This is a genomic window from Amycolatopsis sp. NBC_01286 (assembly GCF_035982555.1).
Taxonomy (GTDB): Bacteria; Actinomycetota; Actinomycetes; order Mycobacteriales; family Pseudonocardiaceae; genus Amycolatopsis.
Genome location: NZ_CP108428.1, coordinates 8,809,815 through 8,836,079 on the forward strand (window position 1 = coordinate 8,809,815; position 26,265 = coordinate 8,836,079).

General features: G+C 70.5%; 29 protein-coding genes. 21 read left to right on the forward strand and 8 right to left on the reverse strand.

The genetic code is table 11. From position 1 onward, the window contains the following. The first annotated feature begins 44 nt into the window (after positions 1–44). Positions 45–1,559 (forward strand): MDR family MFS transporter, encoded by a 1,515-nt coding sequence (locus OG570_RS40210; protein ID WP_247050929.1) that lies wholly within the window; start codon positions 45–47, stop codon positions 1,557–1,559. Here the strand turns inward: OG570_RS40210 and OG570_RS40215 are convergent. Together OG570_RS40215 and OG570_RS40220 are read right to left on the reverse strand one after the other, a co-directional pair. Then, positions 1,556–2,437 (reverse strand): TIGR03854 family LLM class F420-dependent oxidoreductase, encoded by an 882-nt coding sequence (locus OG570_RS40215; RefSeq protein ID WP_326954024.1) that lies wholly within the window; start codon positions 2,435–2,437, stop codon positions 1,556–1,558. The two genes, OG570_RS40210 and OG570_RS40215, sit on opposite strands and share 4 nt — an antisense overlap. 64 nt (positions 2,438–2,501) lie before the next feature. Beyond that, a complete protein-coding gene (locus OG570_RS40220) occupies positions 2,502–2,939 on the reverse strand; it encodes a MarR family winged helix-turn-helix transcriptional regulator (protein WP_326948768.1) in 438 nt (145 codons plus the stop codon). 70 nt (positions 2,940–3,009) lie between these two features. Between OG570_RS40220 and OG570_RS40225 the strand changes: the two genes are divergently transcribed. Together OG570_RS40225 and OG570_RS40230 are read left to right on the forward strand one after the other, a co-directional pair. Then, a complete protein-coding gene (locus tag OG570_RS40225) occupies positions 3,010–3,402 on the forward strand; it encodes a DUF5313 family protein (protein ID WP_326954025.1) in 393 nt (130 codons plus the stop codon). A gap of 16 nt (positions 3,403–3,418) precedes the next feature. Continuing rightward, entirely contained in the window at positions 3,419–4,396 is a 978-nt protein-coding gene (locus OG570_RS40230; protein WP_326954026.1) for an RluA family pseudouridine synthase, read from the forward strand. A 128-nt stretch (positions 4,397–4,524) separates the two neighbouring features. Here the strand turns inward: OG570_RS40230 and OG570_RS40235 are convergent, their stop codons facing one another. Beyond that, positions 4,525–4,791, reverse strand: coding sequence for a hypothetical protein (locus OG570_RS40235; protein ID WP_326954027.1), 267 nt, complete (start codon positions 4,789–4,791; stop codon positions 4,525–4,527). Between the two features lie 304 nt (positions 4,792–5,095). On the opposite strand from OG570_RS40235, the gene OG570_RS40240 reads away from it, so the two are divergent. After that, the gene (locus tag OG570_RS40240) at positions 5,096–5,455 is read left to right on the forward strand and encodes an ABC transporter permease (protein WP_326954028.1); all 360 of its coding nucleotides are present in this window, start codon (positions 5,096–5,098) and stop codon (positions 5,453–5,455) included. A 560-nt stretch (positions 5,456–6,015) separates the two neighbouring features. On the opposite strand, the gene OG570_RS40245 is transcribed toward OG570_RS40240, so the two are convergent. After that, positions 6,016–7,035, reverse strand: a complete 1,020-nt coding sequence (locus tag OG570_RS40245; protein WP_326954029.1) for an AraC family transcriptional regulator — start codon at positions 7,033–7,035, stop codon at positions 6,016–6,018. 142 nt (positions 7,036–7,177) lie between these two features. Here OG570_RS40245 and OG570_RS40250 point away from each other — a divergent pair, with 142 nt between their 5' ends. The 3 genes from OG570_RS40250 (at position 7,178) to OG570_RS40260 (ending at position 8,942) form a co-directional block, all read left to right on the forward strand. Then, positions 7,178–7,546 (forward strand): STAS domain-containing protein, encoded by a 369-nt coding sequence (locus OG570_RS40250; RefSeq protein ID WP_326954030.1) that lies wholly within the window; start codon positions 7,178–7,180, stop codon positions 7,544–7,546. 317 nt (positions 7,547–7,863) lie between these two features. Next, a complete protein-coding gene (locus OG570_RS40255) occupies positions 7,864–8,028 on the forward strand; it encodes a hypothetical protein (RefSeq protein WP_326954031.1) in 165 nt (54 codons plus the stop codon). After that, positions 8,007–8,942 (forward strand): iron-containing redox enzyme family protein, encoded by a 936-nt coding sequence (locus tag OG570_RS40260; RefSeq protein ID WP_326954032.1) that lies wholly within the window; start codon positions 8,007–8,009, stop codon positions 8,940–8,942. The genes OG570_RS40255 and OG570_RS40260 overlap by 22 nt, the downstream gene beginning before the upstream one ends. 206 nt (positions 8,943–9,148) lie before the next feature. Here the strand turns inward: OG570_RS40260 and OG570_RS40265 are convergent, their stop codons facing one another. Together OG570_RS40265 and OG570_RS40270 are read right to left on the reverse strand one after the other, a co-directional pair. Further along, positions 9,149–9,457: a putative quinol monooxygenase gene (locus OG570_RS40265; protein ID WP_326948681.1), complete on the reverse strand. Its 309-nt coding sequence runs from the start codon at positions 9,455–9,457 to the stop codon at positions 9,149–9,151. 141 nt (positions 9,458–9,598) lie between these two features. Beyond that, the gene (locus OG570_RS40270; protein ID WP_326954033.1) at positions 9,599–11,179 is read right to left on the reverse strand and encodes a PucR family transcriptional regulator; all 1,581 of its coding nucleotides are present in this window, start codon (positions 11,177–11,179) and stop codon (positions 9,599–9,601) included. A gap of 376 nt (positions 11,180–11,555) precedes the next feature. Between OG570_RS40270 and OG570_RS40275 the strand changes: the two genes are divergently transcribed. From OG570_RS40275 to OG570_RS40340, 14 genes are all read left to right on the forward strand, one after another. Further along, on the forward strand, positions 11,556–12,023 hold the full coding sequence (locus OG570_RS40275; protein ID WP_326948679.1) for an Hsp20/alpha crystallin family protein: 468 nt from the start codon (positions 11,556–11,558) through the stop codon (positions 12,021–12,023). Positions 12,024–12,033: 10 nt separating this feature from the next. After that, positions 12,034–12,552 (forward strand): general stress protein, encoded by a 519-nt coding sequence (locus OG570_RS40280; protein WP_326948678.1) that lies wholly within the window; start codon positions 12,034–12,036, stop codon positions 12,550–12,552. Beyond that, entirely contained in the window at positions 12,552–14,435 is a 1,884-nt protein-coding gene (gene dnaK, locus OG570_RS40285) for a molecular chaperone DnaK (RefSeq protein WP_326954034.1), read from the forward strand. The genes OG570_RS40280 and dnaK overlap by 1 nt, the downstream gene beginning before the upstream one ends. 9 nt (positions 14,436–14,444) lie before the next feature. Then, entirely contained in the window at positions 14,445–14,984 is a 540-nt protein-coding gene (locus OG570_RS40290) for a nucleotide exchange factor GrpE (protein ID WP_326948676.1), read from the forward strand. Positions 14,985–14,990: 6 nt separating this feature from the next. Then, positions 14,991–15,926 carry a DnaJ C-terminal domain-containing protein gene (locus OG570_RS40295; RefSeq protein WP_326954035.1) on the forward strand — a complete coding sequence of 312 codons (936 nt, stop codon included), beginning with the start codon at positions 14,991–14,993 and terminating at the stop codon, positions 15,924–15,926. Beyond that, positions 15,926–16,222 carry a chaperone modulator CbpM gene (locus OG570_RS40300; RefSeq protein ID WP_326954036.1) on the forward strand — a complete coding sequence of 99 codons (297 nt, stop codon included), beginning with the start codon at positions 15,926–15,928 and terminating at the stop codon, positions 16,220–16,222. The genes OG570_RS40295 and OG570_RS40300 overlap by 1 nt, the downstream gene beginning before the upstream one ends. After that, positions 16,213–18,843, forward strand: coding sequence for an ATP-dependent chaperone ClpB (gene clpB, locus OG570_RS40305; RefSeq protein ID WP_326954037.1), 2,631 nt, complete (start codon positions 16,213–16,215; stop codon positions 18,841–18,843). Before OG570_RS40300 ends, clpB begins: the two co-directional genes overlap by 10 nt. Next, positions 18,840–19,322 carry a thioredoxin gene (gene trxA, locus OG570_RS40310; protein ID WP_326954038.1) on the forward strand — a complete coding sequence of 161 codons (483 nt, stop codon included), beginning with the start codon at positions 18,840–18,842 and terminating at the stop codon, positions 19,320–19,322. The genes clpB and trxA overlap by 4 nt, the downstream gene beginning before the upstream one ends. Continuing rightward, positions 19,319–19,582: a ubiquitin carboxyl-terminal hydrolase 14 gene (locus OG570_RS40315; RefSeq protein WP_326948671.1), complete on the forward strand. Its 264-nt coding sequence runs from the start codon at positions 19,319–19,321 to the stop codon at positions 19,580–19,582. Before trxA ends, OG570_RS40315 begins: the two co-directional genes overlap by 4 nt. Continuing rightward, on the forward strand, positions 19,579–21,270 hold the full coding sequence (locus OG570_RS40320) for an FAD-dependent oxidoreductase (RefSeq protein ID WP_326954039.1): 1,692 nt from the start codon (positions 19,579–19,581) through the stop codon (positions 21,268–21,270). Before OG570_RS40315 ends, OG570_RS40320 begins: the two co-directional genes overlap by 4 nt. After that, entirely contained in the window at positions 21,270–21,719 is a 450-nt protein-coding gene (locus OG570_RS40325) for a DUF1931 family protein (RefSeq protein WP_326954040.1), read from the forward strand. The genes OG570_RS40320 and OG570_RS40325 overlap by 1 nt, the downstream gene beginning before the upstream one ends. A gap of 13 nt (positions 21,720–21,732) precedes the next feature. Next, the gene (locus tag OG570_RS40330) at positions 21,733–22,311 is read left to right on the forward strand and encodes an STAS domain-containing protein (protein WP_326954041.1); all 579 of its coding nucleotides are present in this window, start codon (positions 21,733–21,735) and stop codon (positions 22,309–22,311) included. 41 nt (positions 22,312–22,352) lie between these two features. Beyond that, positions 22,353–23,252, forward strand: coding sequence for a PrsW family intramembrane metalloprotease (locus tag OG570_RS40335; RefSeq protein ID WP_326954042.1), 900 nt, complete (start codon positions 22,353–22,355; stop codon positions 23,250–23,252). A 75-nt stretch (positions 23,253–23,327) separates the two neighbouring features. After that, complete coding sequence (locus tag OG570_RS40340) at positions 23,328–24,446, forward strand: hypothetical protein (protein WP_326954043.1); 1,119 nt, start codon at positions 23,328–23,330, stop codon at positions 24,444–24,446. 98 nt (positions 24,447–24,544) lie between these two features. Here the strand turns inward: OG570_RS40340 and OG570_RS40345 are convergent, their stop codons facing one another. Together OG570_RS40345 and OG570_RS40350 are read right to left on the reverse strand one after the other, a co-directional pair. Then, the gene (locus OG570_RS40345; RefSeq protein WP_326954044.1) at positions 24,545–24,916 is read right to left on the reverse strand and encodes an STAS domain-containing protein; all 372 of its coding nucleotides are present in this window, start codon (positions 24,914–24,916) and stop codon (positions 24,545–24,547) included. A 275-nt stretch (positions 24,917–25,191) separates the two neighbouring features. Then, entirely contained in the window at positions 25,192–25,884 is a 693-nt protein-coding gene (locus OG570_RS40350; RefSeq protein WP_326954045.1) for an ATP-binding protein, read from the reverse strand. Between the last annotated feature and the right edge of the window lie 381 nt (positions 25,885–26,265).

The window sequence follows — 26,265 nt, forward strand, 5'->3', positions numbered from 1 at the left end:
AGCAGTTGACTCCGGTCATGGCCACCCCGAGGAGCACGCCACCGATGACGACCCCGGCCCCCACCAGCGTGAAAGGGGTCGGCTTCCGGTCCGAACGCGGCCCGGTGCTGATCGCCGTCATGCTCAGCACGGCGCTGGTCGCGCTGGACAGCACGATCATCGCGACCGCGGTGCCCTCGGTGGTGCGCGACCTGGGCGGGTTCTCGCAGTTCCCGTGGCTGTTCTCGGTCTACCTGCTGACCCAGGCGGTCACCGTCCCGCTCTACGGCAAGTTCGCCGACGTGCTCGGCCGCCGTCCGGTGATGTTCTTCGGGATTGCGGCGTTCCTCGTCGGCTCGGTGCTGTGCGGGGCCGCGTGGAGCATGCCGGTGCTGATCGCCGCCCGCGCGGTGCAGGGCATCGGCGCCGGCGCGATCCAGCCGATGTCGATGACGGTCATCGGCGACCTCTACACGGTGGAGGAGCGCGCGCGCGTGCAGGGCTACGTCGCCAGCGTGTGGGGCGTCGCCTCGGTCGTCGGGCCGACGCTCGGCGGCGTCTTCGCGGAGTACCTGGACTGGCGCTGGATCTTCTTCATCAACCTGCCGCTCGGCGCGATCGCCGCGCTGATGCTGCACCGGAACTTCGCCGAGCGGGTCGAGCGCAAGGCGCACAAGGTCGACTACACGGGCGCGGCGCTGCTCACGGTCGGCTGTTCGCTGGTGATCCTCGGCCTGCTCGAAGGCGGCGTCGCCTGGGGCTGGGGCTCGCTGCCGAGCGTGGCGATCTTCGTGGTCGGCGCGCTGCTGCTGGTGGCGTTCGTGCTGGTGGAGAAGCGCGTCGCCGAGCCGGTGCTGCCGCTGTGGGTGTTCACCCGGCGGGTCCTGGTGGGCGGCAACCTGGTCGCGGTGGTCGTCGGCGCGGTCCTGATGGGCCTGACGTCGTACCTGCCGACCTACGCCCAGGGCGTCCTGGGCGCGGGCGCGCTGGTGGCGGGCTTCGCGGTGGCGGCGCTGACGGTCGGCTGGCCCCTGTCGGCGTCCCTGGCGGGCAAGATCTACCTGAAGATCGGCTTCCGCGACACGGCGTTGATCGGCAGCGTGTTCGTCATCGCGGGCGGCGTCCTGGTGGCGATGCTGAACGCGTCGTCGTCGATCTGGGCGGCGGCGTTCGCGGCGTTCGTCCTGGGCATCGGCCTGGGGTTGTCGTCGAGCCCGACACTGGTCGCGGTCCAGTCGGTGGTCGGCTGGGACCGGCGCGGGGTCGTGACGGGGACGAACCTGTTCAGCCGCTCGCTGGGCAGCGCGGTGGGCGCGGCGGTGTTCGGCGCGATCGCCAACGCGACATTGGCTTCGCGGTTCGCGAACCCGCCGGCGGACGTGGCGGGCAAGCTTCCGCCGTCGGTGGACGCCACAAGCCTGGTGCTGGGCAGCCACGAGGACACGCCGGTGACGCGGTTCGTCCGCGGAGCGCTGGCGGACGCCACGCACTACGTGTTCATCGGGCTGCTGGTGGTGGCGGCGCTTTCGGTGGTGGCCCTGCTGCTGATGCCGCGGAAGACGGAGCAGCTGGAGTTCTAGTTCTGGAGCGGCACCAGTTCGGACTGGAACTTCTCCAGGAACCCGTCGAAATCCCCGTGCCCCGGCCGGATCACGAACTTGCTCAGGCCCGATTCGATGTGCTGCTCCACCAGCCGTCGTGCCTCGGGCCAGCTGGTCGCGATCAGGTCCGTCACCGGTACTCCCGGACGACGGCGCGTCGCCACCGCGGTCAGCTCCGGGGAGAGCCCGCGGTCCGCCACCGCCAGACTCAACCCGAAGTGGTCCTCTTCGATCTCCCGTCCGGCTTCGGATGCCGCCTGCTGGATGGCCAGCCGGGCCGCGAGGGACTCCGCCGGCGTGTGGAAGCTGCCCAGCCAGCCGTCGGCCAGACGGCCCGCCCGGGCCAGGGCCGCCGGGGCGGTTCCGCCCAGCCAGACGTCCAGGGGCTTCGCCGGGCGCGGGCCGAGGGTGACGCCCGAGACCTGGAAGAACTCGCCCTCGAACGTCACGTCGTCTTCGTCGAGCAGCCGTCGCAACAGCGTCAGGGACTCGTCGAACACCGCCGCGCGGCGGCCCTCCGGGACCGGGAACAGGTCGTGCTCGGCCTTGCGGGCCGGGCGCAGGCCGAACACCGGGAGCACGCGCTTCGGCGCCAGGCCGGCCAGCGTGAGCAGCTGCTTGGCGACCAGGACCGGGTGGCGACCGGGCAGGATCGCGACGCCCGTGCCGACCTTCAGCTTCGACGTCCGCGCCAGCGCGTGCGCCATGCCGATCATCGGGTCGACTTCCGGTGAGTAGACCAGCTCCGACAGCCACAGCGAGTCGACGCCCGCCGCCTCCAGCCGCTCCGCCAGCCCGGCGAACTCCGCGGGCCCGGACCCCTGCGCCGGTGCGACGCCCAGCCTGATCTTCAGCACAACTGCCCCCTAGCTCGACTGAAGAGGACAACGCTCCGGGACGGCGGGGGCATTCCGCCGGAGCTCAGGCCGTGGCGGCGATGACCCGGCCCAGCGCCGCGTGCAGCGCCTCCAGCTCACCGAGGTCCATGCCCAGCTTTTCGACGACGCGGTACGGGATCTTCTCGGCTTCGGCCCGCAGCGCGCGCCCCTGGTCCGTCAGCTCGACCGTCAGCCGGCGCTCGTCGGACCGGCTCCGGGCGCGCGTGACGTACCCGAGCGCCTCCAGGCGCTTGAGCAGCGGCGACAGCGTCGCCGGCTCGTGGCGGAGCGACGCGCCGAGGTCCTTCACCGACCGCGGCGACCGCTCCCACAGCGCGAGCAGCACCAGGTACTGCGGGTGGGTCAGGCCGTGCGGCTCCAGCAACGGGCGGTAGATCGCGATCACGCTGCGCGACGCCACCGACAGCGCGAAACACACCTGCCGGTCGAGCTTCAGCGGGTCCTCGCCCAGGTCGATCATGCCCCGATCCTACCGTGTCGCTGGTCGCACTAATGATTAGTGCACTAACGATTAGTGTACTCTGAGTCTCATGGAACGACCTGGTGTGCTCCGCTGGTTCGGTTACGCGGTCGGCGTCCGGTTACCGGACCGCTACGGCGAATGGGTCCTGCACGACGCGACGTCGAAGCACTGGCGGGCCCGGTTCGTGCTCCAGCGGTCGATCGGCATCGTGCCGCTGTGCCTCGTCTGGCTGCTGCTGCCCGGCCCGCTCGGGCTCCGGCTCTCGCTGGTCCTGATGGCCGCGCTGGTCGCGTACTTCTACTCCTGCGCGTACATGGAGGAGAGCATCGAGCACCGGCTCGGCCGGCACGGCTTCCCGCACGACACCGGCCGCCGCACCCGCGCCGAGGCGGCCGCGGCCGCCAACGCCGAGGCCACCGCCCGCTACATCGCGCGCTACCGGACCCCGACGGACGGTTAGCTACAGTCGGGGCACGATGAGACGCAAGCTCCGGCCGCCGATCCCGCCCCGCCACGGGCTCGACCCCGCCCGGCTGAAACTGCCCGCCGAGGGCGAGTGGCCGACGCTGCTGGCCCACCTCGTCGACCGGCTGCCGCGGGAGACGCCGGACCGCATCGAGCAGATGCTGCGCGAAGAACGCATCCACGGCCTCGACGGCCCGCTGGGCGTGGACACGCCGTTCGAGCCCGGCTCGTTCATCTGGTTCCACCGCGACCTGCCGGACGAGGTGCCGGTGCCGTTCACCATCGACGTCGTGCACCGCGACGAGCACCTGCTGGTCGTCGACAAGCCGCACTTCCTGGCCACCATCCCGCGCGGCAAGCACGTCCTCGAGACGACGCTCGTGCGCCTGCGCCGCGACCTCGACCTGCCGCACCTGTCCCCCGCGCACCGGCTGGACCGCGTCACCGCCGGGCTCGTGATGTTCGTGATCACCCCGGAAATGCGCGGCAAATACCAGACGCTCTTCCGGGATCGCAAGGTGCACAAGGAGTACGAGGCGATCGCGCCGTACGACCCCGCGCTGGAGCTGCCGCGGACCGTGCGGAGCCGGATCCTCAAGGAACGCGGGGTGCTCGCCGCGCGGGAGGTGCCGGGCGAGCCGAACGCCGAGACGTACGTCGAGCTGCTCGAGCACCGCGACGGCCTGGGCCGCTACCGGCTCGCGCCGTCGACCGGCCGGACGCACCAGCTGCGCGTGCACCTCAGCGGCCTGGGCATCCCGATCCTCGGCGACGACTTCTACCCCGACCTGGTCGAAACCCCGCTCGACGACTTCACCAAACCGTTGCAGCTGCTGGCGAAGGTGCTCGACTTCGACGACCCGCTGACGGGCGCGCACCGCCGCTTCACCAGCGGCCGGCGACTGACCGCCTGGGACGACCTCGACGCGTGGGCAGCGCCGCCGGCGTGCACCGGACCCGCTATTTGCGCCAGAACCGGTTGCAGGTGATCTGCATCGTAGTAGTCACCATCGCCGGTACACCGATCTGATTGTCGGTCGCCGACGTCGTTACCCGTCGCCGGAGTTCGGATCTACACCGGGAGCCGCTCCGCCGCGCGTCCGGATATTCACAGATCCTACTCCGGGACGTTGCCCGCCAAAAGCTTCGTGAGATCGTCCATGAACTGGTCCATCTCGATCCAGAAGGCGTCGTCGGCGGCTCGTTTGCCCAGAAGATCCTCGGGGTCGTCGTCCACGAGCGTCAGGGCGATCCGCTCGAGCAATCCCGTCACCAGTCGCTTGTCCTGCCGCAGCGCGATCTCCCACTGCGCCATGACTTCGGTGACATCCGCGCAGAAGACCCGCAGTCCGTCGACCGCCAGCGTGGCTTTACCGCAGTGCACGGTCAGCAGGGAACCACGCGCTTCGACATCGGATCGGTCGTTCGTTCGTCGAGGACTTCCTGGCTTCGGCGAGCGCGCGAGCGCACCTCGCCATCCGCTTGGCCAGCACCTTCAGGTATTCGGTGAAGTGCTGAGGCCGCTCTGGGCCGACCTCGCCGACCCGGTCGCGACGGAGGTCCGATGAGGACCGGACGCCGCGTGCTCCTGCGGAGCACGGGTGTGCTGGCGCCACTGGCACTCGCCGTGGTCGCGCTGGCGCTGTGGAAGCTGGTGGTCGACCTCGCGAAGGTCCCGGACTACCCGCATGTTCCGCCGGGCGGCGATGCCTCTGGTGATCGCGTGGAAGACGGTACCGACCATCGCCGTCGCGCCGCTGCTGGTCATCTGGTTCGGCTTCGACGTGCTGCCCAAACTGCTCATCACCGCACTCGTCTGCTTCTTCCCGATCACCGTCGACACCGCCGACGGGCTGCTGTCGGTGGACCCCGGCCGCAAGCAGCTGTTCCGGGTGCTCGGCGGGAGCGGCTGGAGCCGGTTCACCAAACTCGGCCTGCCCGCGGCGCTCCCGCACCTGCTCACCGGGATGAAGGTCGCGTCCCGCTGTCGGTCATCGGTGCCACGACCAGCGAATGGGTGGGGGCGGGCGCCGGCCTCGGCCGGCTGATCCTCGACGACCTCAACCAGCTCGACACGACCCGCGTGTTCGCCGCCATCCTCCTGCTGTCGCTGCTACCCGTGGTCCGACTGCGTGGAAACGGCCGAGTTTCTCGCTGCCGCACCGCTGAGCCCGACCGACCGGGAGAAGATCGCGCACCTCAACGCGGAGCAGCTCTACAAGCTCTGATCGGTCACTCCGCCGCTTGTCTCCGTCGGCTTGACCGTGCCGGCCACGACCAGCGCCGCGTGCGGGAGCCCATCCCGGGCCAGGAGTACGGCGGTGTTCCCGGCGTCCGGTCCGCTGCGTCACCTCGAACTCCCACCGAGAGTCGACACAGCGGCCGGCCGCCTGGTCGAGCCCAAGACCTACTTTCCTGACCCCGCCGCCCCGGGCGCACTCGGTGAACGCGGCCGGCTGATGCTCGACGGCGACCGGTGACAGCGCGCACCGCATCGACCAGGCGAGGCGGTCCAGCGGTGGCCCGAGTTCGCCGCGGCCGCCGACGAATCCACGGTGCTCGGCTGATTGTCCACGCCGCGGGCCCTTGATTCGCCGGCTCCGGCCGTTCACAGGCCCCCGTTCGTCCCCCTCGCCGGGTGACGGCCGTGCAAGGTCTCCGAGGGCAGGACGCCGAACTTGCGGCGGTAGGCGGCCGAGAACCGGCCGGCGTGCAGGAAACCCCAGCGAGCGGCGACCGCGGCGATCGTCGTGCCGTCGGGGTCGGCCGTCGTGAGTTCGTCGTGCACCCGGGTCAGGCGGACATCCCGCAGGTAGGCCATCGGCGGCAGCTCGAACCAGCGCTGGAACCCTTCCTGCAGCGCGCGGACGCTGACCGAGACTTCACGGGCCAACGTGCTCGAAGTCCACGGCAGCCCCGGCTCGTCCTCGATCAGCTCGACGGCCCGGCGTAACGCCCGGGGCGGGACCGGGGCCGCCGACGCGTGCAGGTGGCCGCTGTAGTTGTTCGGCTGGGCCAGGAGCAGACCGGCGATCACCAGGCTCTGCAGGTGCGCGGCGGCCGCGGGGTGGTGCGTGATCCCGCCCGGCCGGTCCGCCTCACGCTCCAGCAGAGCCAGCACCTCGAGCCACGACCGCGCCGCCGGGGCGTCCAGGTCCATTGCGGTGGCGAAGCGCAGCCGCTCGCCCGGTGGCCGCCCGAGCTGGCGCTCCAGCTCCAGTTCCAGCTCGTGCCGGTCGATCATGAGGCAGAGCTGGGCGCACGCGGCTCCCCACCGCAGGTCGGCCGGATAACCCGGCACGAACACGGCGGCCCGTCCGGGTCCGGCGAACACCGGTTCCCCCGTACCGCAGCGCTGTTCGCTACGCCCGGTGACCGGGATGTTGACGTGGTAGTTGCCGGCGTCGACCGTGCCGAGCCGGACGGCGCTCCCGTAGCGCAGGTAGCCCGCGGTCACCGCGCCCAACCGGACCGCGTTGAGCCGCATGTCCAGGTCGATCGCACCGTCCAGGACTTCGATCCGATGAGGCAGGTACGTCCGGGCCACCGCTTCGTGCGCTTCGTCGACGTCCATCGCGCGAGCGACCGGATGCCCGGGCAGCAGCTCCGTTTGAGGCAAGCCCGTCACGAGCCGAACAGTAATCGTCTCGTCACGCTCACGCCAACGCGGGTAACGGACAGTGTGCCGCGTGAATCGGCTGTGCCGGAGCAGTGCCGGGCACTTCACTGGAGCGGCTGGGAGAACTACCGCGGGGAGAAACGTGCAGGTGATGGATCCGGGCCCGTCGATGACGGAGTCCGTGCAGGTCGAGCCGCTGGACCACCTGAGGCCGGGAGCCCGTCTGCTGCGTCCACGCGGTCCTTTCCACGCGCGGACCGGGATCGAGCTGATGGCCGTCATCGACGGGCAGCGAGCACACGCCCTCGACCTGCTGATCCTCGACCTGACCCACCTGGCCACCTTCGGCCCGGTGGCCCTCCAGATCGTCGTGCAGATCGCGACGGAGCTCCACCGCGTCGACGTCGGGCTGCGGCTGGTCGGCTCGGAACAGACCGTCGGCTCACCCTTGACCGTGGCCGGCGTGCGCTCCCTGTTCACCCTGCACAGCACGGTCGGCGAAGCCGTCGGAGCCCGGTGACCGCCCGGACGTCCACCTGACCTCAAGCGACGACGGCCTCGCCATCGACCGGCTCCGCACCGGCCACACCTTGCCGCTGGTGCTCGACTCCGCCCGCCGCGCGCACGAACTCGACCCGGACCGCCGATCTGTCAGGCCCTGAGCGAATCCGCTTCCACGGGCAGCCCCGCCATGCCGCGAACCAAGGTCTGCGCGTCCGCGTAGGCGTCCGCCGCGCCGATCCGGGCCGAACACGTGTTTCTCACCCTCGAGCGTCGACTGTGGAGTGAAGCCAGTTCGGGTGGGTACCCGGAGATTCCCGCACTCCAGGAGGATTCATGCGCTTGCCCTGCCCCCGCGGGCCGATGAGTTCCGCGGCCACCGCCCGGCTCCGCTGTGCGCCCGATGACGTGGCCGCCGGCCCGGTCCCGGCCGCCACCGGCCTTCCGGTGCTGCACGACGAAGACCTCCAGCTGACCCTGTGGATCTCTGCTACGAACTGAGCTACCGCGGCTTCGACGACGTCGACGCCGGCTGGGAGCACGCACCGATGATCACCGGACTGCGCCGGCAGCTGGAACACCGCTGGGTCAACGGCCTCCGCGACCTCGTCACGCCCACCGCGGTGGAGCCCGACGCCGTGCCGCGGGCACTGGCCGATCTGGTGCGCGCCGACGAAGGGCCGCCGCTGGCGAAATTCCTGCAGCGCCGCGCGTCCGACGCGCAGTTCCGCGAATTCGTCACCCACCGATCGGTGTACCACCTCAAGGAAGCCGACCCCCACAGCTGGGCCATCCCCCGGCTGTCCGGTGCCGCGAAGGCCGCGCTGATCGAGATCCAGGCCGACGAGTACGGCCAAGGCCGCCTCGAACGGATGCACTCCGAGCTCTTCCGCGCCACGATGCGGGCCCTCGGCTTGGACGACGGCTACGGCACCTACGTCGACCGCGTACCCGCCGTGACCCTCGCGGTGAGCAACCTGATGTCCCTGTTCGGGTTCCACCGCCGCTGGCTCGGCGCCACCCTCGGGCACCTGGCGGCGTTCGAGATGACGTCGTCGCTGCCGAACCGCCGCTACGGCAACGGGTTGCGCCGCCTCGGCGGGGACCCGACGGCGACCCGGTTCTACGACGAGCACGTCGAGGCCGACGCGGTCCACGAGCAGATCGCCGCGCACGACCTGTGCGGCTCCTTCGCCCGGGAGAACCCGGCCGCCGCGGGCGATGTCCTGTTCGGCGCGGCGTGCGGACTGGCCGTGGAGGCCGAGTTCGGCCGGACGTTGCTTGCCCACTGGGAAGCAGGCCGGACGTCCCTGCGCCTGGTGGATGCCGGCGCCGAAGGGTTTCAAGGTGGGGATCCCGAACTGGTACAACGCACCGAAGCCGTGGCCGGGATCGATGACCTCGCCGTCCGCTGAACGGATCTCGCCGCTGACCGTCGGCGTCGAGGAGGAGTTCCTCGTCGGCGACGCCCACACACGGCGACCCGTGCCACGAGCGCCGGAGATCCGTTACGGAATCCACGGCCCGGGCATCGACCCCCTTACCGGACGTCGGGTCCCGGCCGTGACGCTGCTGGACGACCTCGTCCGCCACGTACGTCCGGGCGCCCGGCGAGTGACGGTCAGGGCAGTTTCGAGGCCACGACGTCGACCCTCCGGATGTCGGGGGTGCCGGCGAAGAGATCGGGCGCCTGGGCCATCAGGGCCTCGGCCACCTTGCCGTTCAGGTGTGCCTCGCGTCCCGGCTCGTCGGGGAACACGTCGTAGATCCCGAACGTCGTGTCACCGAGACGGAACGCGAACCAGGCGGTGGTCGCCGGCTCCTCGTCGACGAGCGCCCGGCCCGACTCGAGGAACTTCTCGACGTCGCCCTCCCGGCCCGGCTTGGCCTCCATCGTCACGAGCAGCCCTACAGTCGGTGCCTCAGTCATGAGTTTTCCTTCTCAGCTGTCGTCCTGCGTGCCGGATTTCGTCCTGTTTGGACGCGAGCACAGATGACGGTAACCCCGTCCCGACCGTGACGCCAGGACACCGACGAGGGGTCTGGCCGCGGTTCGTCCGTCCCCTCCCGCTCACATCGGGCCCCCCAGCACCTTCCAGGCCCGGGTGGCCACGTGCAGGTTGAGCCGGCTTTCCACGTCGTTGAGGTCGAGGTCGGTGATCTCCCGGATCCGGCCCAGCCGGTAGCGCAGGGTGCTGCGGTGGATCACCAGCGCGGAAGCGGTTTCGTCGTAGTGCCCGCCGCATTCGAGGTACTGCGACAGCGTCCGGACCAGGTCCGTGTTCTTGTGTTCGTCGTAGTCGAGAAGCAGGCCCAGCCATTCCCGCACGAACGCAACGATTTCGCCGCGATTCACTCCGGTGTCCAAAATACGATAAAGGCCCAGGTGGTCGAAGATTGTCGCGCCATCCGGCGACCTTGATTTCCGGCGGATGTCCAAAGCCCGCATCGCTTCCGCATAGGATTTCGGAAATTCGCCGGGGCGGTCGCAGCGCCCGCCGACGCCGAGCGCACCGCCGCTTCCGAGGTTCTCCGAAAGCAGGTGGTACAGCGTGTCGCCGTCCGGGCGGCCGCTGACGAGGAGCACCACCGCTCCCGAGCGCCGCGAGATCATCGAGCTCAGCTGAAGGGAGGCGACGGCCCGGCTCGCGGCCTCGGCGACGGCGTCGTCGGGCTGCCTCCCGCCCCACCGCACGACGATCACGCGATGAGGACCACGCAGGTCGTGCCCGACCGCGTCGGCGCGAGCGTAGGCGCTCTCGTCGTCGGTGCCGGTGATCAGGTCGTCGACCAGGTCACGGTGCAGGCGCAGCTCGACCTCGGCGAGGTTGCGCAGGTGTGACAGCTCCAGTGCCAGCACCGTCGTCCCGTATTCGAGCGCGAACATCTCGTGGCTTCCCACGGTCTTGCGCGGGTCCACGAGCGCCACCACGCCGAGGACCTCGTACCGCGGCTTGACCAGCGAGATCAGCCGGTCCTTCTCCCGGACCGGGTGGGGAACCGCCGCGGCGCGCCTGAGCAGCTCCTCGCGCCGGTGGGCTTGGGCCTTCGGGTACGGGTCGGGCTTGCCGGGGCCGGCCCACGCCCGCAGGTTGCCGAACCGGTCTTCGATCGCGACCGGCAACGATGTCAGCTGGTGCACCGCATAGGCGATGCCCGGCTCACCCGCACCGGACACGGAGATGTCGCTGAGCACCTCGTGCACGTGGGTCTGCTGCTCGAGCCGGGCCACCGAGGCGGACAGCCTGCCGTTGACCTCCTGCAGTTCGACCGCCTGTTCGCGCTCGCGCAGGTGGAGCGAGGCGTTCGCCAGTGCACCCGCCGTCTGCCGGCCCAGCGCTTCGAGCAGGAAGAACTCGTCCTTCGGCGGCTCCACCGCCGCGTGCACCACCAGGTAGCCCCTCGGCCCGCTCAGCCCACGCAGCGCGAAGCCCCAGCACCAGCCGCCGCCGGTCAGGACCAGCGGGCCGCTGTCTCCGCCGAGGAGACGGACCTGCCGGTCGAGTTCCGCGTCCGGCTCCGCGCCGTCACGACGGCTGAGCGCGCCGTCGGTGATCAGGTACACCGCCTTGACGCCGCAGCCGCTCAACGACGGTACCGAGGTGGCGGCCAGCCGGACGATGTCGTCGGCTTCCCGGCCGTCGAACATCATCGTCGAGACGACGAAAACCCCGTGCGGACTCGACAACTGGTCACGCCACCAGCTGTCCGGCCTTTGTGGAGTTTCGTGGGCTCGGTCGCCCGCCGCCGCGGGTGTCATCGGGACCTCCGACCGCCGACTGGCCAAAACCCTGCACGGTTGTTCCTGCTCTGCCGGGTCGATCGTTCGCGCGAATTTCGACCTGCCAGGCGCACGCGCCGGGACGGCCGTCCTTGCCACTGTGTGGTTATCCCGAAAGGTCACTGCAACAGTCCCGATTCTGCCGGTATCCGCAGAACTCGTGTCCGACCGGAAACCGCGTCGCAAAGTCGATTCGACGCGGTAGATCTCTTCGCGGCACGTACCCGGGCGAAGAATGAGGAGAGTCATGACCTTGATGCGTTTCGACCCGTTCCGCGATCTCGAACGCTTGACCGAGCAGGCCGTGGCCGGCACCCGCGGCCCGCGGGCGATGCCCATGGAGGCCTTTCGCCGCGGTGATCGGTTCGTCGTCGCCCTGGACCTGCCGGGAGTGGACCCCGGCGACGTCGACCTCACGGTGGAACACAATGTGGTGACCGTGCGCACCCGCCGCACCCCGCTGCGCCGTGAAGGTGACGAACTCCTGGTCGACGAACGACCGCAGGGTGAGTTCAGCCGCCAGTTCTTCCTCGGCGACAACCTGGACAGCACCCGGCTGTCGGCGGAGTTCGACCGCGGTGTGCTCATGCTCGGCATCCCGGTCGCCGAAGCCAGCAAGCCTCGCAAGGTCGAAATCGGCACCGGATCCGAGACGGCCGAAGAGAAGCCCCGCATCGCCGAACAGGTTTCCCGAGAAGAACACGCCAACGTCTAGGAGCCGGACGATGACTGCGCAGCCGGGCGCCACGGCGCCACCACCGCGTCACTCTTCGGACCCCCACGCCGCGGGACAGCGCCGCGCGATCGGGTCCTACGAAAACTACAGCGAGGCCGAGCGTGCCGTCGACTACCTGTCGGACAACGGTTTCCCCGTCGAGCGGGTCGCCATCATCGGCTCGGACGTCAAGCTGGTCGAGCAGGTCGTCGGACGCCTCGACCACGGCGGCGCCGCACTGCGGGGGGCCGGCTCGGGCGCCGTCACCGGGCTGCTGATCGGCTGGCTGTTCGGGATCTTCAACTGGTTCACGCCGTTGCTGGCGGCCTTCACCATCGCCGTTTACGGACTCGTGTTCGGCGCGGTGATCGGCGCGATCTTCGGCCTCGCCGCGCACGCGCTCCAGCGCGGACGCCGCGACTTCGCCTCGGTCCGGGTGATGACGCCGACCCGCTACGAGGTCGTCGCCGACGACGCGGTGGCCGACGAAGCCAAGACCCTGCTCGCCAAGCTGACCGGAGGTGTGTGATGGCCAAGGCAGTCGGCATCGACCTGGGCACGACCAACTCGGTGATCGCCGTCTGGGAAGGCGGCGAGCCCACGGTCATCGCCAACTCCGAAGGCGCGCGGACCACCCCGTCGGTGGTCGCGTTCACCGAAAGCGGTGAGCGGCTGGTCGGCCAGCTCGCCCGCCGGCAGACGATCCTCAACCCGAAGGGCACGATCTATTCGGCGAAGAGGTTCATCGGCCGGAAGTACGGCGAGGTGGACGACGAGGCCAAGGCGGTCGGATTCGACGTCGTCGAGGGTGAGGGCGGTGTCGTCCGGTTCAAGGTCCGCGACAGGCTCCACTCGCCGGAGGAGATCAGCGCGCAGATCCTGCGCAAGCTCGCCGACGACGCGGGCAAGTTCCTCGGCGAGCGGGTGACCGAGGCCGTCATCACCGTGCCCGCGTACTTCAACGACGCCCAGCGGCAGGCCACCAAGGACGCCGGCAGGATCGCCGGCCTCGAGGTCCTGCGGATCATCAACGAGCCGACCGCCGCCGCGCTGGCCTACGGGCTCGGCTCGAAGGGCCACGAGACGGTCCTCGTGTTCGACCTCGGCGGCGGTACCTTCGACGTGAGCCTGCTCGACGTCGGCGACGGCGTGGTCGAGGTCCGGTCGACCGCCGGGGACACCCACCTCGGCGGGGACGACTTCGACCGCCGGATCGTGGACCACCTCGCCGATCGGTTCAAGCAGGACAACGGCATCGACCTGCGGTCGGATCCGCAGGCGCTGCAGCGGCTCTTCGAAGCCGCGGAGAAGGCGAAGGTCGAGCTCAGCTCGGTCAGCCAGACGAGCGTGAACCTGCCGTTCATCACCGCGGGCCAGGACGGCCCGAAGCACCTCACGACGACCGTGATGCGCTCGGTGTTCGAGCAGATCACCGCCGACCTGGTCGACCGGTGCCTCGGCCCGGTCAAGCAGGCGATGGCCGACGCGAAGGTGAGCGCGAACGACATCGACGAGGTCATCCTGGTCGGCGGATCGACCCGGATCCCGGCCGTGCAGAACCTGGTCCGCAAGCTCACCGGGGGCAAGGACCCGAACATGAGCGTCAACCCGGACGAGGTCGTCGCGCTCGGCGCGGCGGTCCAGGCCGGGGTGCTCAAGGGCGAGGTCAAGGACGTCCTGCTGCTCGACGTCACCCCCCTCTCGCTCGGCGTGGAAACCCGCGGCGGCGTGATGACGAAGATCGTCGAGCGCAACACGACGATCCCGGCGCGGCGGACCGAGGTGTTCTCCACCGCGGAGGACAACCAGCCCGCGGTCGACGTCGTGGTGCTCCAGGGTGAGCGGGAACGGGCCGCCGACAACCGGGTGCTCGGGCGCTTCCAGCTCACCGACATCCGGCCGGCACCGCGCGGCGAACCCCAGGTCGAAGTGACGTTCGACGTCGACGCGAACGGCATCGTCAACGTCACCGCGCGCGACAAGGACACCGGCACCGAGCAGGGCATCACGATCAGCGAGAGCTCGAACCTCGACCAGGCGGAGATCGACCGCATGGTCACCGAAGCCGAACGCAACCGGTCCGAGGACCAGCGGCTGCGCGAGGAGATCGATGCGCGCAACCTGCTCGATTCGGCCGCCTACCAGGTCGAGCGGGCCATCACGGACACCACTCCACCGCACGAGAAGGCGCGGGCGGAAATGCTCGTCCAAGACGCTCGCGAGGCCGTGGCGGACGCCGCTCCGATGGACCGGGTGCGGTCGCTGACCTCGGAGCTGCAGCAGGTGCTGGCCGGGCTCAACGCGCCCCGGGCGAGCGGCGGCAACAGTGAAAGCGGCAACGGCGACGGCGGCGGCCCCCGGCACGCCGCCGACGAGGACGACGTGATCGACGCCGACTTCGATCGGGCGTGAGGCAGCGCGATGGCCACCACAGGAAGGGCCGCGGAGCAGGGAGAACCCTCCGCGGAGGTCGCCGGGGCGGGCACGGATTCCCGCCCCCAGGAGGTGCCGGCCCCGGCGACCGGGGCGGAAGAGAAGCTCGCCGAGCTCGAGGACCGGTGGCGCCGCGCCGCGGCCGACCTCGACAACGTGCGCAAGCGCCAGGCCACCGAACTGCGACGGGAAGTCGAAGCCGAGCGGGCGAGGGTCGCGGCGGCCTGGCTCCCGGTGCTCGACAACCTCGAACTGGCGCTCGCGCACGCCGAGGCGGACCCGTCGGCCATCGTGCAGGGTGTCCGCGCGACCCGGGAGCAGGCCGTCCGGCTGCTCGCCGGGCTGGGGTACCCGCGTGACGACGAAACCGGCGTCCGGTTCGACCCGAACCGGCACGAAGTCGTCGCCGTCGTCGAGGACCCGGCCACCGAACCGAACACGGTGACCCACGTCGTGCGCCCCGGCTACGGGACCGACCGGCACCAGCTGCGGCCGACGGCCGTCGCGGTGTCCAAGTCCCAGGGGTGATCGCGGGTGGCCACCGACTTCTACGAGGCGCTCGGGGTCGCCAAAACGGCGAGCACCGACGAAATCCAGCGGGCGTACCGGAAACTGGCGCGGCAGCTCCACCCCGACGTGAACTCCGACCCGGGCGCCGAAGAGCGCTTCAAGGAGGTCAGCGAGGCCTACCAAGTGCTGTCCGACCCGGAGCAGCGCAAGAAGTACGACCGGTTCGGCGCGGACTTCCGCCGGGCCCCCGACGACTTCGACGAGCGGGCGTACGCCGGTGCCGGCGGGCGGGGCGGCGGCCGCGTCCGCCACAGCCGGGCGAGCCCGGGATTCGGCGGCGCGTCCGAGGGCTTCGAGGGCTTCGAAGGCGTCGACATCGAGGACCTGCTGGGCGGCCTCTTCCGGAGCCGGGGTGCCGGTGGGCCGATCGCGGGCGCCGACCAGGAGGCCGAGCTCGAGCTGACGGTCGAGGAGGCCTACCAGGGCGGGCGACGGCACTTGAGCATCGCCGGCGCGGGCGAGCGCGGTTACGACGTCGACATCCCGGCCGGGGTGCTCGACGGGCAGCGCATCCGGCTCGCCGGTCAGGGCGGGCGGGCGTCCGGCAACGCCGCGTCCGGTGACCTCTACCTCGTGGTCCGGATCAAGCCGCACCCTCGCTACCGCCTGTCCGGGCGCGACCTCACGGTCGAGCTGCCGGTGTCGCCCTGGGAGGCGGCGCTCGGCGCCACGGTTCCCGTGCTGACCCCCGGTGGCGAGGTGAAGGTGCGGGTCGTGCCCGGCTCGTCGAGCGGACGACGGCTGCGGCTGCGCGGCGAGGGCCTGCCCAACCCCAGGGGCAAGCCGGGCGATCTCTACGCCGAGGTCCGCGTGCTGGTGCCGAAGAAGCTCGGCAAACGGGAGCGTGAGCTCTTCGAAGAGCTCGCCGCGGTGTCCGATTTCGACCCGAGGAGGGCCTGATGGCGCAGTACCTGCTCGCCCGTCCCGTCCGGCTCAGCCTCGACACGGCAGCCGCGCGAAGCGGACTGCACCCGGAGCTGATCCGCCGGTTCGTCGCGCTGAGCCTGGTGGACGGCACGACCGACCCGAGCGGGCGGGTGTGGCTCGCGCCGTCCGCGGTCGCCACCCTCGCGCGCATCCAGCGCCTGCGCGCGGGCCTTTCCCTCAACTACGCGGCCATCGGGCTCGTGCTCGACCTGCTGGACCGCATCGACGTCCTCGAAGCCCAAGTCAGGAGCCACCGGCGATGGACATGAGCAAGCTGACCCAGAAGTCGCAGGAAGCGCTGCAGGAGGCCCAGAGCGTGGCGCAACGCCACGGCCACACCGAAACCGACGGTGAGCACCTGCTGCTCGCCCTGCTCGACCAGGCCGACGGCCTCGCGCCCCGGCTGCTCGCCCAGACGGGCGCGGACGTCGACGACCTCCGCGAAGCCGTCGAAGCGGAGCTCTCGCGGCGGCCGAAGGTGACCGGCCCCGGCACCACCCCCGGGCAGGTGTACGTCACCCGGCGCCTCGCCGGCCTGCTGGACGCCGCCGAGCGGGAAGCCAAGCGGCTCAAGGACGAATACGTCTCCGTCGAACACCTCGTGCTGGCCCTCGCCGACGAGGGGGCGAAGTCGGCCGCGGGGCGGCTGCTGGCCCGGTACGGCGTGACGCGCGAGTCGTTCCTGACGGCGCTGACCAAGGTCCGCGGCAACCAGCGGGTCACCTCGGCGACCCCCGAGGGCGCCTACGAAGCGCTGGAGAAGTACGGCCGGGACCTGGTCACCGACGCGCGGTCGGGCAAGCTCGACCCGGTCATCGGCCGGGACGCCGAGATCCGCCGGGTGATCCAGATCCTGTCGCGGAAGACGAAGAACAACCCCGTGCTGATCGGCGACCCCGGCGTCGGCAAGACGGCGATCGTCGAGGGCCTCGCCCAGCGGATCGTGCGCGGCGACGTGCCGGAAGGCCTGCGGGACAAGACGATCTTCTCGCTCGACATGGGCGCGCTCGTCGCCGGGGCGAAGTACCGCGGCGAGTTCGAGGAACGCCTCAAGGCCGTGCTGGCCGAGGTCAAAGCCGAAGAGGGACGCGTCCTGCTCTTCGTCGACGAGCTGCACACGGTCGTCGGAGCCGGCGCCGCCGAAGGCGCGATGGACGCGGGCAACATGCTCAAGCCGATGCTGGCCCGCGGTGAACTGCACATGATCGGGGCGACGACGCTCGACGAGTACCGCAAGCACATCGAGAAGGACGCCGCGCTGGAGCGCCGGTTCCAGACGATCGTCGTCGACGAACCCACGCTCGAGGACAGCGTCTCGATCCTGCGCGGGCTGCGGGAGCGGCTCGAGGTGTTCCACGGGGTCAAGATCCAGGACGGCGCGCTCGTCGCCGCCGCGACCCTGTCCCACCGCTACATCACCGACCGGTTCCTGCCGGACAAGGCGATCGACCTGGTCGACGAGGCGTGCGCGCGGCTGCGCACGGAAATCGACTCGATGCCCGCCGAGCTCGACGAGCTCACCCGGCGCGTCACCCGCCTGGAGATCGAGCAAGCCGCGCTGTCCAAGGAATCCGACCCGGCCAGCAAGGCGCGGTTGGCCGACCTCGACCGGGAGCTCGCCGATCTTCGCGCCGAAGCGGACTCGAAGAAAGCGCAGTGGGAAGCCGAACGTCAGGCCATCCGGCGGGTCCAGGAGCTGCGGTCCGAACTGGAACGGCTGCGCCACGAAGCCGAGGAAGCGGAACGGAACTACGACCTGAACCGCGCGGCGGAGCTGCGCTACGGCGAGATCACCGAAGCCGAGCGCCGGCTCGCCGCGGAGGAAGAACAGCTCGCGGGCAAGCAGGGCCGGAAGCGGCTGCTGCACGAGGTCGTCACCGAGGACGAGATCGCCGAGATCGTCGCCGCGTGGACCGGGATCCCGGTTTCCCGGCTGCAGGAAGGCGAACGGGAAAAGCTGCTGCGGCTCGACGAGATCCTGCACGAGCGGGTGATCGGTCAGGACGAGGCCGTCCGGCTGGTCGCCGACGCGGTCATCCGGGCGCGCTCGGGGATCCGCGATCCACGCAAGCCGATCGGGTCGTTCATCTTCCTCGGCCCGACCGGGGTCGGGAAGACCGAACTCGCCAAGACCCTCGCGGCGGCCCTGTTCGACAGCGAGGAGAGCATGGTCCGGCTCGACATGAGCGAGTACCAGGAGCGGCACACCGTCTCGAGGCTGCTGGGCGCTCCCCCGGGTTACGTCGGCTACGACGAGGGCGGGCAGCTCACCGAAGCCGTGCGGCGCAAGCCCTACTCGGTCGTGCTGTTCGACGAGATCGAGAAGGCGCACCCGGACGTGTTCAACACCCTGCTCCAGGTCCTGGACGACGGCCGGATCACCGACGCGCAGGGCCGGACCGTCGACTTCCGCAACACGGTGATCATCATGACCTCCAACATCGGCTCGCAGCACCTGCTCGACGGGGTCACCGCCGCCGGCGAAATCAAGCCGGACGCCCGCGACGCCGTGCTGGCCGAGCTGCGGCACCACTTCCGGCCGGAGTTCCTCAACCGCGTCGACGACATCGTGCTGTTCACCCCGCTCGGGCACGCCGAGATCGAGCGGATCGTCGACCTGCAGTTCGACGAGCTGCGCCACCGGCTGGCCGAGCAGGGCATCGCGATCGAGCTCACCGCGGAGGCGCGGAAACTCATCGCCCGGCACGGGTTCGACCCGGTGTACGGCGCCCGGCCGCTGCGCCGGTACATCTCCCACGAGGTCGAGACCAAGATCGGCCGCACGCTCCTGCGCGGTGAACCGACGGAGGGACTGGTGATCACCGTCGACGCCAAGGACGGCGAGCTCGTCGTCACCTACAGCGGGGGCGAAGGGCGGTCCGCGGCATGAGTACCGGCACCGGAACCACCACCACGGTCGTCTGCGAACACTGCGGGCACAAGAACCGCGTCCCGGCGGCCGCCGCGGGCAAGCCGAAGTGCGGGAACTGCCACGAGCCGCTGCTCTGGATCGTCGACGCCGGCGACCCCGACTTCGCGGAAGTCGCGGAGCGGGCCACGCTGCCGGTGCTGGTCGACCTCTGGGCCACCTGGTGCGGACCCTGCCGCCAGGTCAGCCCCGCGCTGGCCCAGCTGGCCCGGGAGCGGGCCGGGAAGGTCAAGCTCGTGAAGGTCGACGTCGACAAGGCACCCGGGCTGTCCCGGCAGTTCGACGTGAAGGCCGTGCCGACGCTCATGGTGCTGCGCGGCGGCGAGGTCGTCGCGCGGCAAGCGGGCGCCGCGCCCGTGCCCGTGCTGCGCGACTGGCTCGACCAGGCGCTGGCGCGATCGGAGAACACCCCCGAGACCAAGGAAGGTGACGTGCGATGACCAGTGTCGTCGACCGGCATCTCGCGCTCGTGCGAGACGTGGTGCCGCGAACCCCGCAGGGTTGTGAGGAGTGCCTGGTCGCCGGCACGCCGTGGCTGCACCTGCGGCTGTGCTTGACGTGCGGGCACGTCGGCTGCTGCGACTCGTCGCCGATGAAGCACGCCGGCAAGCACGCGCACGCCATCGGGCACCCGATCGTGCGCTCGTTCGAGCCCGGGGAGACCTGGCGCTGGTGCTACGTCGATCAGACATTCGTATGACCGCCCTGGCGGGGATCGACCTCAGCGGGCCGCTGACCGAGACCCCGGACCCGCACGGAGCGTTCCCCCGGCTCACCGACGAGCAGATCCGCACCCTCGGCGGCGGCGGTGAACGCCGTCCGGTCCAGCCGGGTGAGGTGCTGTACACGGAGGGCGGCCGCCCGTCCGAGTTCTTCGTGATCCTGCGCGGCAAGGTCGCCGTCACCGAAGGAACCGGGGACGACGCGAAGGTCGTCCGGGTGCACGGGCCGCACCGGTTCCTGGGTGAGCTCGGCCTGCTCGAAGGGCAGCCCGCGTTCGTCGGCGCCGTGGCCGCCGAACCCGGCGAGGTGCTCGCCGTCCCGATGAGCACGGTGCGGCACCTGGTGCTCGGCGATCCGGTGCTCGGCGACCTGATCCTGCGGGCCTACCTCGTGCGGCGGACGCTCCTCATCGGCGCCGGCAACGGGCTGCGGATCGTCGGCTCCTGCTACTCCCCCGACACCAGGCGGCTGCTGGAGTTCGCGGCGCGCAACCGGCTCCCGTACCGGCTGGTCGACGTCGACAAGGACCAGCAGGCCGAGGCGCTCCTGGAGCGCTTCGGCGTCGCCGTCGCGGACACTCCGGTGGTCGTGCTGAACGGCACCGAGGTGCTGCGGAACCCGAGCACCGCCGAGCTGGCCGGGAGGATCGGGCTGCGGCCGCCGGAACCGGAACGCGGGGTGCGGGACCTGCTCGTGGTCGGCGCCGGGCCCGGCGGCCTGGCCACGGTGGTCTACGGCGCTTCCGACGGGTTGCGGCTGTCGGCGTTCGACGCCATGGCCCCGGGCGGCCAGGCCGGGACGACGTCCCGCATCGAGAACTACCTCGGCTTCCCGCCGGGGATCTCCGGGGCGGAGCTGGCCGAGCGATCGGTGATCCAGGCGGCCAAGTTCGGGGCCCGGGTCGCCGTCCCGGCCGAGGCGCGCACCCTCGAAGCACGCGACGGCCGCTACGCCGTCGGCTTCGACGACGGCATCGAGATCGTTTCCCGCACCGTCGTGATCGCCACCGGCGCCCGCTACCGCCGGCTCGCCGTACCCGGCATCGAGAAGTTCGAAGCGTCCAGCGTCTACTACGCGGCGACGCTGCACGAAGCGCGTCGCTGCCTGGCGTCCCCCGTGGCCGTGGTCGGGGGCGGCAACTCGGCCGGCCAGGCGGCGGTGTTCCTCGCGGAGGGTTCGCCGGTGGTCTACCTGCTGGTGCGCGGCGGCGATCTCGCCGCGAACATGTCCCGCTACCTCGTCGAGCAGGTCGAACAGCACCCGCGGATCACCGTGCTCGGGCACACCGAAGTCCGCGAGCTCGCCGGCGGGGACCGGCTCGAATCCCTGCTCGTCGAGAACAACCGCACCGGCGAGCGCCGCGCCCTCGACGCCCGCGCGCTGTTCGTCTTCATCGGGGCTTCCCCGCACACCGCCTGGCTTTCGGGGATGGTCGCCCTCGACGAGGACGGGTTCGTGCTGACCGGGGCGGACGCCGAGGGGTTCCGGGACGCCGATGTGTGGCGCGGGGTGCAGCGCCCGCCACTGGTGCTGGAGACGAGCAGGCCGGGTCTGTTCGCGGTGGGGGACGTACGCCACGGCTCGGTCAAACGGGTGGCCTCGGCGGTCGGGGAAGGCGCCATGGCCGTCCGGTTCGTCCACGAACACCTCTCACAGGAGGCCTGATGCCGGTCATGGGTGCGGCGAGGTTCGAACGGTTCTTCCGGACGGCCGCGAGCCTGGACGTCGACAAGAGCGACCTGAAACGGTACGACGAGTTCCTCGACCGCAAGATCTATGACTTCTTCGTGGTCGCCAAGGCCACGGCCAAGGCCGGCGGGCGGGACGTCATCGAGCCGAGGGACCTGCCGATCACCAAGGGGCTGCAGGAGCGCATGCGCGAGTTCCTCAAGCTGGACGAAGACCTGGAAGTGGTGCCGCTGCTGGAGCAGCTCCTGGCCCGTCCCCCGCTCGGGATCGCCCTCTCCGAAGAAACCGAGGCCCGGCTCCCCGCCGTCGCCGGCGGTCTCAGCGTGGCGCTCGCCCAGGCGTTCAAGATCATCGACCCGCGCGTCAAGAACCCCGGCTCCGCCGAGTGGGACCAGGTCTTCCGGATGTTCGAACTGCTCCTCTGAAAGGACGTCAGGCATGGTCAACGGACTCGCACTCAACCTCGACCAGCCGGCGTACGCGGCCGCGTTCGCCGAGCTGCACCGCCTCACCGGGCAGCCGCGCGGTGTATCCGGCGCCACGACAGATCTCACGGTCACCTCGACCTTGCGCGACGACCACCACACCGTCGTCACGGTCGGCGGATCGATCGACGCGCGGGCACTCCGCCTCCTGGCCGCGCACTTCGCCGGCCTGCTCCACGCCGGCACACGGCACCTGGTGGTCGACCTGTCCCGGGTCGAGCAGGTGGACGACAGCCTCTTCGCACTGATGCACCGGGTGGAGGACCGGCTGACGGCGCTGGGCGGCCTGATCGAGCTGACCGGGCTCGCACCGCCCGTGCTGTACGCGATGGACGACGCCCTGCTGGCCGAGGTCTTTTCGTGGTACCGGGCCGTCGTCGCCGAACCGGAACCGCGGGCCGCGCTGTGGTCGGCACTGCGCTGCCCGCACGGGCTCGAGGACGTCGCGGAGCCCGGGTCCGCGGACCGGTACCGGACTTTCATCGACACGGCCGCCCACGGCCGCGGCGAGCGATGGGGGAAGCGCCGGTGAAGGCGGTCACCGAACGACCGAAACGACGGACGTGGCTCCGGATGTTCGGAGCCGGCCTGGTCTTGTGGATCCTGTCCGCGGTCGTCACCTACCTGACCGGGAACCCCAACCTCATCCCCACCTTGGTGCTGCTCGGCAGCTTCCTGGTGCCGGTGACCTTCGTGGCGTGGGCGTTCGAGCGCCGGGACTCCGGCGAGCTCACCGCCGAACTCGTGTTCCGCACGTTCGTCGTCGGCGGGGTGCTCGGTGTACTCGGGGCGTCGGTGCTGGAGACGTACCTGCTGCACCCGTCGCCGTGGCTGTACGTCGGCGTCGGGCTCATCGAGGAAGCGGTCAAGCTGGCCGCGCTCGCCCTGATGACCCGGCACCTGGCCGTGAAGTCCCCGCGCGACGGGTTGATCCTGGGTGCCGCGGTCGGGTTCGGGTTCGCCGCCTTCGAGTCGGCCGGGTACGCGCTGACCGCGCTGTTCACCCCCCAAGGGCTGTCCCTGACGGACTTGGTGACCACCGAGCTGCTGCGCGGGCTCCTCGCCCCGGTCGGCCACGGGCTGTGGACCGCCGTGCTCGGCGGGCTGCTGTTCGCGTGGAGCACCCGCGACCACTTCCTCCTCACCACCCGGCTCGCACTCGCCTACCTGGGCGTATCGCTGCTGCACGCGCTGTGGGACTCGATGTCCGTGATTTCCCTGTACCTCACGCTGCTGCTGACCGCTCAGCCGTGGCAGTACGAGCTCCTGGTCCGTGGCCTGCCGGCCGCGCCGACCGGCGCCCAGGTCGGGCTGTACACGACGCTGACCTGGGTGGGCCAGGGCCTGATCGCGGCGATCGGGGTGGTGTGGCTGCTGGTGCTGGTCGCGCGGGCGCGCCGCGAACGGCGGGAAACGCCACCGGCACGGGCTTACCGCGTGGCGACGTCCCGGCATCCGGCTCTTCCGCTCTGACCCTCGACGCCATCCGGTGGTTTGGCCGGTATCCCCCCGGGAACCCGACGAGATTCGACGAGCGAGGTGAGCCAGATGAACGCCCCACCCCAGGTGGTCGTAGGAGTGCTGGCCGACGAAGGTCTGCCGGAGCAGGTGATCGCGTCGATCGCCGATGACCTGCCCGGGATCTTCACCACCCGGGTCAGCGGACAGACGCGGTGGCAGGTGGACCACGAGGTGGACCAGCTGCCGCTGGACGAAGACGGTGACATCCCGATGCGCACGCTGTCGGAGCGCCACCGGCAGGACCAGGGCTGGGACGTGCTGGTCCTGGTCACCGATCTGCCCCGGCGGGCGGGGACGAAGCCCGTCGTCGCGGGCGTCGACGTGGAGCACGGCGTCGCGATGATCTCGCTGCCCGCGCTCGGCGCCGTCCTGGTGCGGCGCCGGGTCCGGGCGTTGCTGGTCCGCGTGGTGCGGCAACTGGTGTCGCGGCGGCTCGGGCTCGACGGGGACCAGCGCGGCCAAGGGACGATGGCACGGTTGCGCGAGGCGCTGGCCCCGACGCAGCGGATGTCCGGCGAACACCAGTCCGCCGCTACCCACCTGGCTCTGGTCGGGCTGCGTGGCCGGCTGCGGCTGCTGGCCGGGATGGTGCGGGACAACCGCCCGTGGCAGCTCGTCCCGCACCTGGCGGGCGCCACCGCGGCGGCGGCCGGCACCGCCGCCTACGGCGTCATCACCAGTTCGTTCTGGAAGCTCGCGGACGCGCTGTCCCCGCTGCGGCTGGCGGGGATCACGGTGGTCACCGTGGTGATCATGGCGGTGTGGTTGATGGTGTACAACCACTTGTGGGACCGGCCTTCCGTGGGCGTCGAGCGACGCAAGGCCGTGCTGTACAACGTGTCCACGGCGGCCACGCTGGCGATCGGGGTGGCGTGCATGTACGCGATCCTGTACGTGGTCGCACTGCTCGCGGCGGCCGTCGTGATCGACAGCGGCTACTTCGCGCAGACCCTCGGGCACCCGGTCGGTATGGGTTCGTACCTGAACCTGGTGTGGCTGTGCAGTTCGGTCGGGATCGTCGCCGGTGCGCTCGGGTCGAGCCTGGAGGACGAGGAGACCGTACGCAAGGCGACCTACAGCCGTCGTGAACGGGAACGCCAAGAACGAAACCAGCACCGAGTGGACGACGGCGGCAAGGTTCGATGATCACGTCCTAGTGGCCGCCGACCATGCCGCGCGGACTTCCCCGAGGATCGCCGCGCCCAGCGACCGCGCGGTCACCCGCGTGCCGGTCGCGCTCGCCGTCAGTACTCGATACGCGGTCGCGGTGCCATCGTCGCCAGGAGAAGCGCGCCGAGATCGTCGCTGTCCGCCAGCACGTCGAGTACGCCGGCAAGCCGCAACACGCGACGGACTCCGCCACAAGCGTGGCGAACCCGGTAGGACGTGCCATGCTCGACAGCGGTGGTGTAGCCGAACATCAGCGCATGTACTCCGGCACTGCTCATCGCGGTTACCCGCGCCAGGCTGATCAACAGCACCTCGGGGCGCTCGACGACGATCAAGTCGGACAGCTGCGATCGCAGCGGGCCGGACGCTGCCTCCAGTACCTCGCCCACCAGGTCCAGCTCGATGGTCACGCGGCTGTGCCTGCGAACGTTCATCACGAAAGCCATCGCCTGCCTCCTACCGCCAATGTCGACAGTACGGAAAGGTGGATTTCGAGCAAGTCCGCCCATTCACGACGGGGCAAGCCGACACGAGATGCTCGCCTTGGCGCCCTACCTCCCCCGCCGCCCGGCTCGGAGTCCCGTGCGGAGCGAATCCGCCGCGCGCAACCGGTGATCACGCAAGCAGTCACGGTTGCACCGCCGGATCTCGACCGTGCGGGCCAGGGTCACCAAGTCCGAGTCAAGCACCGGCTCGCCGCGCCCGAGAACCTGCCGGAGAGCTACCCGTCATGCCGGTCGCGACCGGCGGTGGCCAGCACCGCCCAGACGATCTTGCCTCCGGACCAGCGTGGGCTGCTCCCCCACACCCGCGCCGCATCGGCCACGATGCGCAGACCGAGCCCCGGCGACGTACTTCCGGCTTGTCCCATCAGCACCGCGGGCCGCGGGCTGTCGTCGGAAACGGCGACCGTCAGCATCCCCGAACGCAGTTCGAGATGGATCTCCGGACAGAACGTGGTGTGCTGGATGACGTTGGCGACCAACTCGGTCGCAACGAGCGTGCCGTCGCAGACCAGCTCGGACACTCCCCACCGCTCCGCCCGTTCCCGCACGAACCCTCGAGCGACGACCGGGGCCTCCTCGGAGCGGGACAAGACACGCTGGGCGAACTGCCGGACCGGCACAGGTTGCCGCTCCGCGACCTCGACGTCCGGATGGACCGGCACGAACCGATCAACACCGTGATCGTGCAACGCCCGCACCTGAACACCCTGATGGGTGACCAGCAGGAACGGGATACCCGGCCAGTCCCCGATGCGCCGCGCGACCAGCGGGAACACCGTCGCAGGCGAGTACTCGCCCAACACGAGCCCGTTGATGTCGGCGACCAGGCACGGCGGGGTGTCCGCGGCGACCTTCAGCAGCCCGTCGCGGAGGAAGGCGTATCCGGAAAGGTCGAGCTCCCCGGTCACGGTGACAAGGGTGCTCGCGAGCCGATGAGTCAGCTCGATCGTGATCCCGACAGGCACAACGACCCGTCACAACCGTCTTCGACACGCAACCGGCGGCGCACGGGTACCACGATGACGCAACCTGCCAGATGACTTCACCAACCGACCGTAGCCACGGCGGACCGCCGGTGATACCGCGCAACGGCCGGACTTCCGGCCTGCCACAGCAGGCCCGCTCGATCGGGGTACCGGAACCGAGATCGTCAGCCGGACGGCCGTAGGGGAACAACCGTGCTCATCCGGCCTCTTCCATTCCGCCATGTGCCCGCTTGGCCGACCGTGGCGGATACGCGGGCCGTGCAGGTCCTGAGTTGTCCTGCCTACACTCCGAGCAAGCCGATC

Bases quoted from the DNA above. Each gene is read 5' to 3' on its own strand.
- OG570_RS40210 (WP_247050929.1), top strand. From the start codon at position 45: ATGACGACCCCGGCCCCCACCAGCGTGAAAGGGGTCGGCTTCCGGTCC.
- OG570_RS40220 (WP_326948768.1), bottom strand. From the start codon at position 2,939: ATGATCGACCTGGGCGAGGACCCGCTGAAGCTCGACCGGCAGGTGTGT.
- OG570_RS40225 (WP_326954025.1), top strand. From the start codon at position 3,010: ATGGAACGACCTGGTGTGCTCCGCTGGTTCGGTTACGCGGTCGGCGTC.
- OG570_RS40230 (WP_326954026.1), top strand. From the start codon at position 3,419: ATGAGACGCAAGCTCCGGCCGCCGATCCCGCCCCGCCACGGGCTCGAC.
- OG570_RS40240 (WP_326954028.1), top strand. From the start codon at position 5,096: ATGTTCCGCCGGGCGGCGATGCCTCTGGTGATCGCGTGGAAGACGGTA.
- OG570_RS40250 (WP_326954030.1), top strand. From the start codon at position 7,178: ATGGATCCGGGCCCGTCGATGACGGAGTCCGTGCAGGTCGAGCCGCTG.
- OG570_RS40255 (WP_326954031.1), top strand. From the start codon at position 7,864: ATGCGCTTGCCCTGCCCCCGCGGGCCGATGAGTTCCGCGGCCACCGCC.
- OG570_RS40265 (WP_326948681.1), bottom strand. From the start codon at position 9,457: ATGACTGAGGCACCGACTGTAGGGCTGCTCGTGACGATGGAGGCCAAG.
- OG570_RS40270 (WP_326954033.1), bottom strand. From the start codon at position 11,179: ATGATGTTCGACGGCCGGGAAGCCGACGACATCGTCCGGCTGGCCGCC.
- OG570_RS40275 (WP_326948679.1), top strand. From the start codon at position 11,556: ATGACCTTGATGCGTTTCGACCCGTTCCGCGATCTCGAACGCTTGACC.
- OG570_RS40280 (WP_326948678.1), top strand. From the start codon at position 12,034: ATGACTGCGCAGCCGGGCGCCACGGCGCCACCACCGCGTCACTCTTCG.
- dnaK (WP_326954034.1), top strand. From the start codon at position 12,552: ATGGCCAAGGCAGTCGGCATCGACCTGGGCACGACCAACTCGGTGATC.
- OG570_RS40290 (WP_326948676.1), top strand. From the start codon at position 14,445: ATGGCCACCACAGGAAGGGCCGCGGAGCAGGGAGAACCCTCCGCGGAG.
- OG570_RS40300 (WP_326954036.1), top strand. From the start codon at position 15,926: ATGGCGCAGTACCTGCTCGCCCGTCCCGTCCGGCTCAGCCTCGACACG.
- clpB (WP_326954037.1), top strand. From the start codon at position 16,213: ATGGACATGAGCAAGCTGACCCAGAAGTCGCAGGAAGCGCTGCAGGAG.
- trxA (WP_326954038.1), top strand. From the start codon at position 18,840: ATGAGTACCGGCACCGGAACCACCACCACGGTCGTCTGCGAACACTGC.
- OG570_RS40315 (WP_326948671.1), top strand. From the start codon at position 19,319: ATGACCAGTGTCGTCGACCGGCATCTCGCGCTCGTGCGAGACGTGGTG.
- OG570_RS40320 (WP_326954039.1), top strand. From the start codon at position 19,579: ATGACCGCCCTGGCGGGGATCGACCTCAGCGGGCCGCTGACCGAGACC.
- OG570_RS40325 (WP_326954040.1), top strand. From the start codon at position 21,270: ATGCCGGTCATGGGTGCGGCGAGGTTCGAACGGTTCTTCCGGACGGCC.
- OG570_RS40330 (WP_326954041.1), top strand. From the start codon at position 21,733: ATGGTCAACGGACTCGCACTCAACCTCGACCAGCCGGCGTACGCGGCC.
- OG570_RS40335 (WP_326954042.1), top strand. From the start codon at position 22,353: ATGTTCGGAGCCGGCCTGGTCTTGTGGATCCTGTCCGCGGTCGTCACC.
- OG570_RS40340 (WP_326954043.1), top strand. From the start codon at position 23,328: ATGAACGCCCCACCCCAGGTGGTCGTAGGAGTGCTGGCCGACGAAGGT.
- OG570_RS40345 (WP_326954044.1), bottom strand. From the start codon at position 24,916: ATGGCTTTCGTGATGAACGTTCGCAGGCACAGCCGCGTGACCATCGAG.